The organism is Croceibacterium sp. TMG7-5b_MA50, assembly GCF_039830145.1.
Lineage (GTDB): Bacteria > Pseudomonadota > Alphaproteobacteria > Sphingomonadales > Sphingomonadaceae > Croceibacterium.
This window is the reverse complement of sequence record NZ_CP156082.1, coordinates 1,925,939-1,938,920: the sequence shown is the minus strand read 5'-3', so window position 1 is coordinate 1,938,920 and position 12,982 is coordinate 1,925,939. Positions and strand designations below refer to the sequence as shown.

General features: G+C 66.9%; 13 protein-coding genes and 1 other RNA gene. 7 read left to right on the top strand and 7 right to left on the bottom strand.

Annotated elements, in window-relative coordinates; genetic code table 11:
• Position 1: 1 nt before the first annotated feature.
• From V5740_RS09255 to V5740_RS09235, 5 genes are all read right to left on the bottom strand, one after another.
• On the bottom strand, positions 2-1,102 hold the full coding sequence (locus V5740_RS09255) for an acyltransferase (protein ID WP_347302199.1): 1,101 nt from the start codon (positions 1,100-1,102) through the stop codon (positions 2-4).
• A 73-nt stretch (positions 1,103-1,175) separates the two neighbouring features.
• Positions 1,176-2,258 (bottom strand): glycosyltransferase family 4 protein, encoded by a 1,083-nt coding sequence (locus V5740_RS09250; protein WP_347302198.1) that lies wholly within the window; start codon positions 2,256-2,258, stop codon positions 1,176-1,178.
• Between the two features lie 8 nt (positions 2,259-2,266).
• The gene (locus V5740_RS09245) at positions 2,267-3,100 is read right to left on the bottom strand and encodes a WecB/TagA/CpsF family glycosyltransferase (RefSeq protein ID WP_347302197.1); all 834 of its coding nucleotides are present in this window, start codon (positions 3,098-3,100) and stop codon (positions 2,267-2,269) included.
• 242 nt (positions 3,101-3,342) lie between these two features.
• An RNA gene (gene rnpB, locus V5740_RS09240) (RNase P RNA component class A) lies at positions 3,343-3,751 on the bottom strand.
• Positions 3,752-3,973: 222 nt separating this feature from the next.
• Positions 3,974-5,938: a ribonucleoside-diphosphate reductase subunit alpha gene (locus V5740_RS09235; RefSeq protein ID WP_347302196.1), complete on the bottom strand. Its 1,965-nt coding sequence runs from the start codon at positions 5,936-5,938 to the stop codon at positions 3,974-3,976.
• 360 nt (positions 5,939-6,298) lie between these two features.
• Here V5740_RS09235 and V5740_RS09230 point away from each other — a divergent pair, with 360 nt between their 5' ends.
• Complete coding sequence (locus tag V5740_RS09230; RefSeq protein ID WP_347302195.1) at positions 6,299-6,502, top strand: hypothetical protein; 204 nt, start codon at positions 6,299-6,301, stop codon at positions 6,500-6,502.
• Position 6,503: 1 nt separating this feature from the next.
• Here the strand turns inward: V5740_RS09230 and nadB are convergent, their stop codons facing one another.
• Both nadB and V5740_RS09220 read right to left on the bottom strand, forming a co-directional pair.
• Positions 6,504-8,096 carry an L-aspartate oxidase gene (nadB, locus tag V5740_RS09225; RefSeq protein WP_347302194.1) on the bottom strand — a complete coding sequence of 531 codons (1,593 nt, stop codon included), beginning with the start codon at positions 8,094-8,096 and terminating at the stop codon, positions 6,504-6,506.
• 564 nt (positions 8,097-8,660) lie between these two features.
• Positions 8,661-9,605, bottom strand: a complete 945-nt coding sequence (locus tag V5740_RS09220; RefSeq protein ID WP_347302193.1) for an ABC transporter ATP-binding protein — start codon at positions 9,603-9,605, stop codon at positions 8,661-8,663.
• Between the two features lie 97 nt (positions 9,606-9,702).
• On the opposite strand from V5740_RS09220, the gene V5740_RS09215 reads away from it, so the two are divergent.
• From V5740_RS09215 to V5740_RS09190, 6 genes are all read left to right on the top strand, one after another.
• Positions 9,703-9,984, top strand: coding sequence for a zinc-finger domain-containing protein (locus V5740_RS09215; RefSeq protein ID WP_347302192.1), 282 nt, complete (start codon positions 9,703-9,705; stop codon positions 9,982-9,984).
• A gap of 89 nt (positions 9,985-10,073) precedes the next feature.
• Positions 10,074-10,505 (top strand): hypothetical protein, encoded by a 432-nt coding sequence (locus V5740_RS09210; RefSeq protein WP_347302191.1) that lies wholly within the window; start codon positions 10,074-10,076, stop codon positions 10,503-10,505.
• Entirely contained in the window at positions 10,489-11,061 is a 573-nt protein-coding gene (locus V5740_RS09205; RefSeq protein ID WP_347302190.1) for a DUF924 family protein, read from the top strand. Before V5740_RS09210 ends, V5740_RS09205 begins: the two co-directional genes overlap by 17 nt.
• Before the next feature lie 94 nt (positions 11,062-11,155).
• Positions 11,156-11,482 carry a DUF6481 family protein gene (locus V5740_RS09200; RefSeq protein ID WP_347302189.1) on the top strand — a complete coding sequence of 109 codons (327 nt, stop codon included), beginning with the start codon at positions 11,156-11,158 and terminating at the stop codon, positions 11,480-11,482.
• Positions 11,479-12,150 carry a spermidine synthase gene (locus V5740_RS09195; protein ID WP_347302188.1) on the top strand — a complete coding sequence of 224 codons (672 nt, stop codon included), beginning with the start codon at positions 11,479-11,481 and terminating at the stop codon, positions 12,148-12,150. Before V5740_RS09200 ends, V5740_RS09195 begins: the two co-directional genes overlap by 4 nt.
• Before the next feature lie 84 nt (positions 12,151-12,234).
• A complete protein-coding gene (locus V5740_RS09190) occupies positions 12,235-12,966 on the top strand; it encodes a DJ-1/PfpI family protein (RefSeq protein ID WP_347302187.1) in 732 nt (243 codons plus the stop codon).
• Positions 12,967-12,982 lie beyond the last annotated feature (16 nt).

Genomic DNA, 12,982 nt, shown 5'->3' with positions numbered 1-12,982 from the left:
CCTAAGCCGCGACCGGCAGGACGGGGCGGCGCCGGCCGGTAAGATCGGCCAGCTTGCGGGTCAGCGGGCGTTCCACCGTGCGGAAGATCACCCAGCCGCCGATATTGCACGCGACCAGCGCCGCCGCCACGAACAGCGCCGTGCCGATTACGGGCGGAAGGGCGGCAAGCGGGGTGCGTTCCCACACCGCATACATCACCATCAGCATCAGCGGGTGGAACAGGTACGTGCTGTAGGAAGCATCCCCCAGCGCTTCCGCCCCGGTTCCGACGCGCGGCCAGCGATGGCCCGCAGTGCTGGAGCACAGCCAGACGCATGCGACCGCGGCGATGGCGAACAGCGCCTGCCAGCCGATCTGCAACGGAAAACTCGCGCCGCTCGCCAGGAACAGCGCCACGGCGCCCGCCAGTACCGCGATGCTCGCGGCCGCGGGATGCGGTACCGTGTGCCAGCGGGCGGCATGCTGGCGGGCGAGGCCCAGCAGCACGCCGGCAACGAACAGCAGCGTGATCGGATCGGTCCAGAACGGCAGCGGGCTGACCGGATCGGCGTAGGGGATCAACGGCCAGACAAACGACCGCACCGCCACCAGCATCGGGAAGGTGCCCAGCACCAGCGCAAGGCCGACACGCGGGCGACACAGCAGCGCCAGCGTGAACACGCCATAGAACAGCATCTCGTAATTCAGCGTCCAGCCCTGGCCCACGATCGGGCGCGCCGCCTCCATGCCGGGGGCCGCATAGGGGATGAAGAGCAGCGATCGCACCAGCATGTCGGTGGTCAGCGCCTCGCCCCGGGCCAGCAAGGCGAACGCGAAGGGGATCGTCGCCAGCCAGTACATCGGCACCACGCGCACGATCCGCCGGGTGGCGAAGCGGCGGGCGGACTCGGCCGAACCGAACTGGCCCGCCGCGCTGCCCCACATGATTAGGCCGCTGATGACGAAGAACACGGCGACGCCCAACCAGCCCACTGCCCAGGCGAGGCGGTAGGCGTCGGGATCCAGCAGCCCGCGCCGCACGGGATATTCCAGCGCATGCGTCGCCACCACGGCGGACGCGGCAACCGCGCGCAGGCTTTGCAGGTGAACCAGCTTAGTCATCGACGGCATGAACCTCTTCTGCCTGCTCGTGCTGCCGGATGGATGCCGGCGTTCCGCTCATGATCGCGTGTGTTCAGGCGCGTGACGGTGCGGGCAGGCGCTGCGGCGCGGCCCTGGCCGTTTCGCGCAGTGACCCGGCCAGTTGCGCCGTCGCCGCGGGCCAGCCCAGCCGGTCGCGCAGCGGCTGCATCTGCGCCCGTCCGCGCGCGCGCAGTTCCTCCGTCGAAGTCGCGGCCAGTGCGTCGACCGCGCCGGGCACCGCATCGTCCTGCGGCACGACGACGCCGTCGAACCGGCCGACGATGTCGCGCGCGCCGGCCAGGTCCAGCACCAGCGGGAACATGCCGCAGGCCAGCGCCTCCAGCACGATCAGGGGGTAGGAATCGATGGTGGACAGATGCACCAGCACGTCCGACTGGCGCAGCCGGTCACTCAGCCGGTCGGGATCGATCCAGCCGGTCAGCGTGACCTCCGCCTCCAGCCCGGCTTCGGCGATCGACCGGCGCAGGGCGGCAAAGGTGTTCTCGTCCGCGCTGCCGGCGATCTCCAGCGTGAAGGGCACCCTGCGCTCCTTCAGCCCGGCGGCGACCTCGACCGCGCGGAACGATCCCTTTTCGCGTGACAGGCGCGCGGCATGCAGCAGTCGCAGCGGCCCGTCATGCGTGGGGGTCGCCATGGGCGCCAGGATCGCGGCCGGCAGGAAAGTGGTGATCGCCGTCTGCGCCACGTTCGCCGGCAGGGCCACTTCCTCGGCCTGCGTGGGCGCGAGCAGGGCGATGGCATGTGCCCGGCCCAGCAACCAGCGGCTGAGCCCACGCAGCAGGCCGCTGCGCTGCGACCGCCAATTGCTGCCCAGATGCGGCGTCACCAGCACCCGCAGGCCCAGCATGCGGGCGAGCAGGATGTAGGCGAGGTCGGGCAGGTTGACCCATTGCAGCCAGACCAGCCCGCCGCCCTCCGCCCGGAAACGCACCACGTCGACCATGCCGCGCACCATCTGGGGCAGCGTCCGGGGGCGCAGATACGCGGTGTAGGTGCCGCCGTGCCGGGCATCGATGTCAGGCGCGTGTTCGCCCAGCGCGGCGATCGCGCGGCTGCAGAAGGTTTCCACCCCGCCGAAATGGCGCGGCGACCCGCCCAGGATCAGGACGTGCATGGTGGCGCTCAGGTCGCCATCGCCGCATGGCGCAGCGCGCCGCGCTGCTGCCGCACCGCCAGCAGGAAGGTGGCATTGCCGACCAGGTAACGACGCGCCATGCGCTGTGGTTCTAACAGCAGGCGCCAGGTCCACTCAAGCCGCAGCCGCCGCACGACGGCCGGCGCACGGCTGACCACCCGGGCGGTGAAGTCGAGAAAGGCACCGACGCACAGGACCGGCATGCCAAGCTGCTTGGCATTGCGCGTCGCCCACACTTCCTGCCGCGGATTGCCCATCGCCGCGATCACCAACTGGGCGCCGGATGCCCTGATGCGCTCCGCCAGGGCAGCCTCGTCCGCCTCGGCGAAGAAGCCGTGATACGTGCCGGCGACGGTGATGCCGTGATGGTCCGCCAGCAGCGCGCCGGCCTTCTCCGCCACGCCGGGCGCGCTGCCCAGCAGGAACACCGGCGTACCGGCGGGCAGGCTGGCCAGCAGGGTCGGCGTCAGGTCGGTACCGTTGAGATTGTCGGGGAAGGGCGTGTGGTACAGCAGCTCGCTGGCAAGATCGACGCCGATCCCATCATTGAACACGGTCGCCTGCGCCAGCGCCGTCCGCAGCGCCGCATCGCTCCGCGCCAGGTTGGCGGTATGCGCGTTGCAGAAGGCGAATACGGCGCCACTCTGCTGCGCGACCGCCTGCTGGACCAGCGCGATCGCATCGGCCTGCTGCAACACGGCGACATCCACGTCCAGGATACGGCGGATCGGATAAAGCAGGTCATTCGCCGCCGGCGTGCGCACCCAGGCACCGGCACCGGACAGCGCCTCGCCGCGGATGGCCGGCGGGCAGGCTGCCACGGATGCTCGGCATGCCGGTTCGACAATCGTCTGAATGCCAGGCTGCATGTCCGTGTTCTCCCGCCCTGATGGCGTGACCAAGCTGTTCGCCGGAATTATCGAACGGCTCGCAGCAAGTTAGTGCCCGTCGCCTAACATAGAGTTACGAGTAGCAGAACGCATCGACGCTGGGTGTGATAGGCTTGTTTCAATTAGAAACAGGTCGGGCTTGTTCCGACCAGGAGCAATTTGTCGCCACGGCTGGTGCCAGGGGGCCTGTAAGCCGGGTTCTGTCCTCGTAAAAAACGAGGGGCAGCCATTCATCTGGGCGGCCGGTTGCCCGGCGCGCTCTAGCAACCAACCCGGGCCTCTCAGGGCGAAACACCCCTGCCTGCGAACAGGCGCGAGACCCCTATTCGGTCTTGCTCCGGGTGGGGTTTGCCGTCGCGGGCGCCGTTGCCGGCAGCCCCGGTGCGCTTTTGCCGCACCCTTTCACCCTTGCCTGTACACCGACTCAGGGAATCGGCGTCATCGGCGGTCTGCTCTCTGTGGCACTGTCCCTCACGCCGGCCGGCGGACCGGCAGGCGTGGGCGGGCGTTACCCGCCACCCTTGTTTCGTGGAGCCCGGACTTTCCTCGACGCATCAGCGCCGCGGCTGCCCAGCCCCCTGGCACCCGGCTTTCAGCACGGGGCGGGGCCCAGGGCAAGAGGCGGCCGCACAAACGGCTTTCCTACACGGCCCGCGCATGGCTCAACCCGGCCCATGTACCACCGCGCCAGCACTCTCGAATCATCTTCAGCTTGCCCACCTGAACGCGGGCAAACTGAAGCGGAGAGCGTCACAGGGGAGGTGTCAACTTAGTGTCAACTTCCGCCGGTTCCGATGCCCGACGTCACTGGCAGGCGAGGCATTCCTCGTAATCGGTCTGCCCGTTGGCGCCCATCTCGAACACGGCAGGGTCGGGCGTGTTGTCCGCCTCCACCCCGCCGCTGCCCGCGAAGCCGGCGCGCTGCACGCTCTTGGACCGCAGGTAGTACAGCGACTTGATGCCCTTCTCCCACGCCTGGAAGTGCAGCATCATCAGATCCCACTTGTCCACGTCCGCCGGGATGTAGAGGTTCAGGCTCTGCGCCTGGTCGATGAAGGGCGTACGATCGGCGGCAAATTCCAGCAGCCAGCGCTGGTCGATCTCGAAGCTGGTCTTGAAGGTAGCCTTCTCCTCGATCGTAAGGAAATCGAGGTGCTGGACCGATCCGCCTTTCTCCAGGATGGAGTTCCACACGGCGGCCGAGTCCTTGCTCTTGGCCTGCAGCACCCGTTCCAGATACGGGTTCTTGACCACGAAGCTGCCCGACAGCGTCTTGTGGGTGTAGATGTTGGCCGGGATCGGCTCAATGCACGCGCTGGTGCCGCCACAGATGATGGAGATCGACGCAGTCGGCGCGATCGCCATCTTGCAGCTGAACCGCTCCATCACGCCGACATCCTCCGCATCGGGGCAGGGGCCGCGTTCCTTGGCCAGGAACATCGACGCCTCGTTCGCCTTGGCATTGATGTGCTGGAACATCTTGAGGTTCCACGCCTTCGCCATCGCGCTTTCGAAGGCGATGTTCTTCTTCTGCAGGAAGGAGTGGAAGCCCATCACCCCCATGCCGACGCTGCGCTCGCGCATCGCGGAATAGCGGGCCCGCGCCATCTCCTCCGGTGCGCGGTCGATATAGTCCTGCAGCACGTTGTCGAGGAAGCGCATCACGTCCTCGATGAAGGTCTTGTCGCCCTGCCACTCGTCCCACGTCTCCAGGTTGAGCGAGGAGAGGCAGCACACGGCGGTGCGGTCGTTGCCCAGGTGATCGCGCCCGGTCGGCAGCGTGATCTCCGAACACAGGTTCGATGTCGACACCTTCAGGCCCAGTTCGCGGTGGTGGCGCGGCATCATCCGGTTCACCGTGTCGGCGAAGACGATGTAGGGCTCCCCTGTCTGCAGGCGGGTCTCCACCAGCTTCTGGAACAGGCTGCGCGCATCAATGGTGTTGCGCACCGATCCGTCCTTGGGGCTGCGCAGCTGGAACTCGGCCCCGGCGCGCACCGCTTCCATGAACTCGTCCGTCAGCAGCACGCCATGATGCAGGTTCAGCGCCTTGCGGTTGAAGTCACCCGACGGCTTCCTGATCTCCAGGAACTCCTCGATCTCCGGGTGGGAGACGTCGAGGTAGCAGGCGGCCGAGCCGCGGCGCAGGCTGCCCTGGCTGATTGCCAGCGTCAGGCTGTCCATCACACGGACGAAGGGGATGATGCCGCTGGTCTTGCCGTTCAGGCCCACCGGCTCCCCGATGCCGCGGACATTGCCCCAATACGTGCCGATCCCGCCGCCCCGGCTGGCAAGCCAGACATTCTCGTTCCAGGTGCCGACGATCCCTTCCAGGCTGTCGGGCACGGAGTTCAGGTAGCAGGAGATCGGCAGACCGCGCCCGGTGCCACCGTTCGAGAGGACGGGGGTGGCTGGCATGAACCACAGCTTGGAGATGTAGTCGTAGATGCGCCGGGCATGCGCCTCGTCATCCGAATAGGCATCAGCCACGCGGGCGAACAGATCCTGGTAACTTTCACCCGGCAGCAGGTAGCGGTCGGTCAGCGTGTCCTTGCCGAATTCCGTCAGCAGCGCATCGCGCGACGGATCGGTCGGGATGGTGAAGCGGCGCGCATTGATGGTCTTGGAATCTTCCGGCTGCTTCGTGGTGGCGGCTGCCATCGCCAGCGCCGCGCCCGCAAGCGCGCGCTCGTCCACCGTCCGTTCCATCACCGCACCGTCGTTGCCGCCTGCCGCACCCATGGCTGCCTCGTCGTTCCTGAAATCCATATCGGTCGATCCTGTGCTGCCGCCCTGATGCGGGCGCCACATGAGTCGGCCGGAGCATCCAGCCTAACCCTTGCAGGCACCCTCCCGAAAGATACTCATCCCCGGTTTGTTCCGTTGGCCTGCGGCAGTCCCCAAATCGGGGCGCGCCGTGCAGACCACAACCCCTTGTGGCCGCGAGCGAATCGCGGCGCAATAGGTGGGTTGTGGGTATCCCCGGCAGAACGGGAGTGTCCGGCCCGACCAACACAGCGCGACGCGGCGGATTTCCTTGGCTGGCGGCGAGCGCAAGCGCCTTTCAGGTATTTTTTCGCGCCCTTTGCGCACCCTGCGCGTTCCCCTGGCAGGACAAGGAGCAGGCCGATGCAGCCCCCCAAGGTGAACAGCAAGGTGACCGCCGATGACTTGGCGCGTGATGGCGGATCAGAGAGCGAAAGTGACAAGGAGCAGCGTGGCACATCGCGGTCCGCGATCGAGGAGGATGCCGACACCGATGGCGCCGAGGACATGGCCGATGCGCAGGAGCGGGTGGTGGAACGCGGGCTGACCCGCCTGCCGCCCGGTTAGGTCAGGGCACCAGCACGGTGTCGACCGCCTCCGCCGCCATCTCCGGATAGTCGAGCGTGAAGTGCAGTCCGCGGCTCTCGCGCCGTTTCAGGGCCGATCGGACGATCAGGTCGGCGCATTGCAGCAGATTGCGGAGTTCGATGAGATCGGTCGTCACGCGGAAGTGGCCGTAATAATCCTCCACCTCACCTGTCAGCAGGGTGATTCGGTGTGCGGCGCGCTCCAGCCGCTTGGTGGTGCGCACAATACCGACATAGTTCCACATGAACCGGCGAATCTCCGTCCAGTTCTGCTTGATGACGACCTCCTCGTCCGAATCGGTCACGCGGCTGGCATCCCAAGGTCGGATTGAGGGCGGGGCATCGAAGCTGTCCCAGCGGGCGATGATGTCCTGCGCCGCAGCCTCCCCGAAGACGAAGCATTCCAGCAGCGAATTGCTGGCCAGGCGATTGGCGCCGTGTAGCCCGCTTTCGGTGCACTCGCCGGCGGCATACAGGCCCGGCAGGTCGGTGCGGCCGTCGAGGTCGATCAGCACGCCGCCGCAGGTGTAATGCTGCGCCGGCACGACCGGGATCGGCTGCGTGGTCATGTCGATGCCCAAGCCCAGCAGCTTGTCATGGATGTTGGGGAAGTGTTCGCGCACGAAGTCCGCCGGCATGTGGCTGATGTCGAGATGGACGTAATCGAGGCCGAAGCGCTTGATCTCCGCATCGATGGCGCGGGCGACCACGTCGCGTGGGGCCAGTTCCATTCGCTCCGAATCGTAGAACTCCATGAAGCGCTTGCCGGTGCGCGGATTGATCAGCCGCCCGCCTTCGCCGCGCACGGCTTCGGTGATGAGGAAGTTCTTGACCTCCAGATTGTAGAGGCAGGTCGGATGAAACTGCATCATCTCCATGTTGGAGACGCGCGCACCCGCGCGCCAGGCCATCGCGATGCCATCACCGGTGGCGCCGCTGGGCGCTGTGGAGAAGCGGTAGACGCGCCCCGCCCCGCCGCTCGCCAATATGGTCGCGCGGGCGACATGCGCCTCCACCTCGCCCGTAGACGCGTCCAGCGCGTAGACACCCCAGACGCGGCCCGATCCAGAATACCGTTCCTCATGCCGCCCAGTGATGAGGTCGATGCAGGTGCGATCGGGCAGGAGGGTGATATTGGGGTGCTCCTCCGCCGCCTTCAGCAGCGCTGCCTGCACCGCCCAGCCTGTGGCGTCGGCGACATGCACGATGCGGCGGTGCGAATGGCCCCCCTCCCGCGTCAGGTGCAGTTCGCCTTCCTCGCGATTGAACGGAACGCCCAGGTCGCACAGCCGGTCGATCGCGGCAGGGGCCTGTGCGATGACATATTCGACGGTCTCGCGCCGGTTGAGCCCGGCGCCCGCCACCATGGTGTCGCGCACATGGTTCTCGAACGTGTCGCCGGCATCCAACACCGCGGCGATGCCGCCCTGCGCCCAGGCGGTCGACCCGCTGGTGAGCGGCCCCTTGGCCAGCACCAGCACGCGGCAATGACCCGCGAGCGAGAGCGCCGCGGTCAGCCCTGCCGCGCCGGAGCCGATGATGAGGACGTCGTGTTCGTGCCGGGGGTCTGCCATGGGGCAGGCTCATGGGCCCGCAACAGGTCCTTCGCAAGCTGATGGATGTTCAGTCGACAGCCATTGCCCGCCCGCATGCAGACTCATGAACGAATGTCAGACCGTCTGCGCCAATCGGGCGTCGCCCGACCGCAGCCAAAGACACGCCTTGGCAGCGGCCTGCCGTCCAGATGCGACGGCAGAAGCGGAGCCAGCAGCGCCGTAGCGGTGATCGTGCATGGCGCTCCTGGACTACAGGCGATCACCGTTCTTGCAAGCAAGCCGACATCGTTCTCCCACGAATACAATGTCACGGGGCGGTTCAACCAGAGTGGGGTTCGGCCGAATGAGATGCGGCAGCGCCGCACGAAGCTTGCGAGGATTCGCCGCTGTGCAATCTCGGTGGAGGTGGTGGACGCGGCCGCACTGATCAAACTATCGCTCGGCACATAGCGTGGTGTAAGCTAGGCGATCAGCACCGCTGCCGCCAGCACCGGCAGGCCGAACAGGCCCGCGAGGAAACGTCGCTCCGTCACCCGGCCAAAATGGCACGGACCCGTAAGCGGAACGCTAACGCCCCAATCGCTACGCTGCCGCGCGCTGCATGGTCAGCTGCACGAACACATCCTCCAGGTCAGCCTCGCGCGTGGTCACGTCCTGGATGGAGTAGCCTTCGCGCTGCAAGATCGCCAGCACCTGCCCGGCGCTGGTCTTGTCGCGGTCATAGGTGATCTCCAGCGTGCGCGGGTCGATCAGTTGCGCCTTGCCCAGCAGCGGATCGGCGGGCGGGGCGGTGATGTCGCTTTCCACCGTGACGCGCACAATCTTGTCCCGCGCCATGGCGATCAGTTCGCGGGTGGGCTGATTGGTGACGAGCTGGCCGTGGTTGATGATGGCAATGCGGTCGCACAATTGCTCCGCCTCCTCCAAGTAGTGCGTCGTCAGCACCACTGTCACGCCGCCGGCATTGAGCTCGCCCACCAATTCCCATAATTGCCGACGCAATTCGACGTCTACGCCGGCCGTCGGTTCGTCCAGCACCAGCACGGGCGGGGCATGGACCATCGCCTTGGCGATCAGGAGCCGGCGCTTCATGCCGCCTGACAGGGACCGGGCATAGGCGTTGCGCTTGTCCGCAAGGTGGACCGCGCGCAGCAGTGCCTCCGACCGGCGGAGCGTCGTCGCGACGCCATACATGCCGGCCTGGTTCTCCAGCACCTCGAACGGGGTGAAGAAGGGGTCGAACACGATTTCCTGCGGAACGATGCCGATCGACAGCTTCGCGTTGCGGTGGTCGTGGTCGATGTCGTGGCCCCAGATGCGCACGGTGCCGTCGGTCTTGTTCACGAGGCCCGCCATGATGTTGATCATGGTCGACTTGCCCGCCCCGTTGGGTCCGAGCAGGCCGAAGATGCCGCCGGCGGGCACGTCCAGGCTGACGCCCTGCAGCGCGTGCTTCGCCGGCTGGTTCTTCTGCGCGGCATAGGTCTTGGCGAGATCGCGGATCTCGATCGCGGCGGGATCTGGCATGGGTGGCGATGTGGCGGAGCGCCGCGTGCATTGCAACGGCGCCGCGGCAATGTTGCGGATTGAAACGATCCCCGCCGCACGATATGCGACCTGCCCCATGGACAACGCACCCGAAACGACGATCGTGGAAACCCGCCGTGTGTGGTGCGACGGATCGGGCGACATCCGTTCTGGCCCGAACTTCCGTTCCGCCTCGCTCGGCCATCCGCGGGTCTACATGCAAATCGACGAGAAGGGCTTCGTCGATTGCGGTTATTGCGACCGGCGTTTCATCCTGGCGGACGGTCCCGCGGCGGAGGAACGTGACCGGCACGAGGTGCAGCCCGGCGATCTGGTGGAAACCGGGCCAGGGCTGGACCCCACCCCCATCGCACGCTGATCCGCTGATGCGGATCGGGGCACCAAACCGGGTCAGCACGGGTTAACGCAAGAACCGCTAATTCTCCTGTCAAACGGAGTGTGAGTTCGATGCGTTTCCCTCATCTGATTGCCGCCGCTGCCCTGGCCGTGGGGATCGGCGTTCTGCCCGCCGCGGCACAGGACGCTCCCGAGCCGAACAGCCGCGTCGCGCGTAACGAGGCGCGCCTAGCCGAACGGCTGGCGGGCCGCATCGCCGGGGAGCCGGTCAGCTGCATCTACGCCCCCAATGCCAACCGGCTGGATACGATCGAAGGCGTCGGATTCGTCTATGACGGCGGCGGCACGATCTATGTCGCGCGGCCGATCGATCCATCCGTACTGGGGCCGAACGACATCGTGCTGATCCAGCGATTTTCCGGCGGGCAGCTTTGCAAGCAGGATATCCGCCAGACGGTCGACCGGAACAGCGGTATTCTGAGCGGCATCGTGGCCATCGAAGGCTTTGTCCCCTACACCAAGCCGGATGAAGGCCGATCATAGAGTTTGCCGGGCGCAGCGGCGCTGGGCGGCGGAGCTGGAGCATTTCTGGTTCCGCCGCCTGAACCCCGCGCAATGGTTCGGGTCCAGCGAAGCGGTGGATGCGGAACTGCATCACCGCTTCGCGCAAGATCTGGCGGCGCTATGGACGCAGCCGCCTGAAAGCTTCCTGACCGATCCGCACACCGCGCTCGCCGCCGTGCTGCTATTCGATCAAGTGCCGCGCAACCTGTTCCGCGGCACCGCAACGGCTTTCGCCTTCGACCCGCTGGCGCGGCGGGTAACGCACGGGGCACTGGCGCGCGGGTTCGACCGCCCGCTGCGGCCCGAACAGCGCATGTTCCTGGCTATGCCGCTGATGCATAGCGAACAGATCGCAGATCAGCTGCTGTCCGTTCGCTACTTCACCGCGCTTGGCCGGACAGAGAACCGGGCCTTTGCCATAGACCATTATCGCATGATTGCCCGCTTCGGTCGCTTTCCGCACCGCAATGCCGCGCTGGATCGGACCAGCACGGCGGCGGAACGGCGGGCCGTGGAACAGGGTTTCGCCTGGTAGCCGCCGTTACTTAGGGGGCAGCAATGCCCGATCCTTTCTGTTACGGGCGCCCGCGACGACCGATCAGGTCGGCATGAACAGGAGCAGATAGTACATGGCCGGTTTCAAGGCCCCCGATTTTCAGGATCGTGCCGCCGCCTCGCGTGCGGCCAAGGAAAGCGCGCTGGAAAAGCTGCGCAACAAGGCGCCGATCGACCCGGAGACGCTCGCCAAGCAGCGTGAGGCGGCCGAGGCGAAGGAAGCTGCCGAGGCTGAGAAGCGCGCGGCCCGCCAGCAGAAGCTGGCCGAGGAAAAGGCCGCAAAGCAGGCCGCCAAGGAAGAGCGGGCCAAGGCCAATGCGCCCAAGCCCAAGAAGACGGCCGAGGAATTGAAGGCCGCGCGCGACGCGCGCTACGCCGCGAGAAAAGCCCGCAAGAAGTGATCCCGCGCGAGGAGATCGGCGTGGCGGAGGTGCCGGGTGGCCCGCCGCTCCGGCTGATCCGTCACGGGCGCGACTTCATCATCATGCTCGAACGTAACGAGCTGATGAGCAGCCGGATGAGCGGGTCGGAAAAGGCGCTCGCGACCATGACGCTGGACCGGCTGGGCAATCCGCCTGGTGCGGCGGTGCTGATCGGCGGGTACGGCATGGGCTTTACCTTGCGCGCCGTGCTCGCCCGCCTGGGCACAAGTGGCAAGGCAGTAGTCGCGGAGCTGGTGCCCGGCATCATCGACTGGGCGCGTGGGCCGATGCAGGACCTTGCCGACGGCTGCCTGGACGATCCGCGAGTGGACCTGCGCATGGTGGATGTCGGCTGGACGATCGCTACGGCGCGTGTGGAGTACGACGCGATCCTGCTGGACGTGGACAACGGCCCCGATGGGCTGACCCGGCCGGACAATGACGTGCTCTACACGCCGGACGGCTTGGCCGCCGCCCGCCGGGCGCTCCGCCCGGGCGGCATCCTGGCCGTGTGGTCGGCCGCACCTGATCCCGCCTTCACCCGCCGGCTGGGCCGCGCGGGTTTTCAGGTGGAAGAGCAGCGCGTGCGAGCGCGGGAGAACGGCAAGGGGCCGCAACATACCTTGTGGTTCGCGCAGCGCGGCTGAGAGCCTGCAGAGCGGACTCCCGCTCCCCTTTTCTTTGCGTTACGCTGCATCTGCACATTGCATGCGCAGCAAGGAATAGGGCCCATGTCGATCGCTGACGAGTATTCGCGCCGGGGCATGATCCGGTCGGCCGCGGCGGTAACGGCGCTGACCGGGCTGGCCGCCGTGCCGGCAAGGGCACAATCGCAGGTGGTGAGCGAAACGGCGGAGGGTGCCGCCAAAGCTCGCCGGATCGGCATCGCGCTGTTCGACGGGTTCGAGACGCTGGACGTGTTCGGACCCGTGCAGATGTGGGCGCGGCTGCCCGATCACGGCATCGCAATGGTTTCGGCCGATGGTGGCCCCGTTCGCTCCACGCAGGGTACGCAGATCGTACCCGATCATGCATTCGCCTCGGCCCCGCAGTTCGACGTCCTGATGGTGCCGGGCGGAATGGGAACGCGGCGGCTGGTGGATGATGCGCGCCTGCTCGATTTTGTGCGGCGGCAGGATGTGGGCACCACCTGGACTACCTCCGTCTGTACGGGCGCGGCGATCCTGGCGCGGGCCGGCGTGCTGGACGGTCGGCGAGCAACCACCAACAAGCGGGCGTTCGACTGGGTGCGCGGCCAGTCCGACAAGGTCGCATGGCAGGGGCGTGCGCGCTGGGTGGTGGATGGCAAGTACATCACCTCCTCCGGCGTGTCGGCAGGGACGGACATGGCGCTGGCGCTGGTCGAGCAGCTCTATGATCGCCCCACCGCGGTGGAGGCGGCGGCCCGCGCCGAATACGCCTGGAACGACGATCCGGACAATGACTCGTTCGCCGTGGGCTGACGGACATGATGCGAAA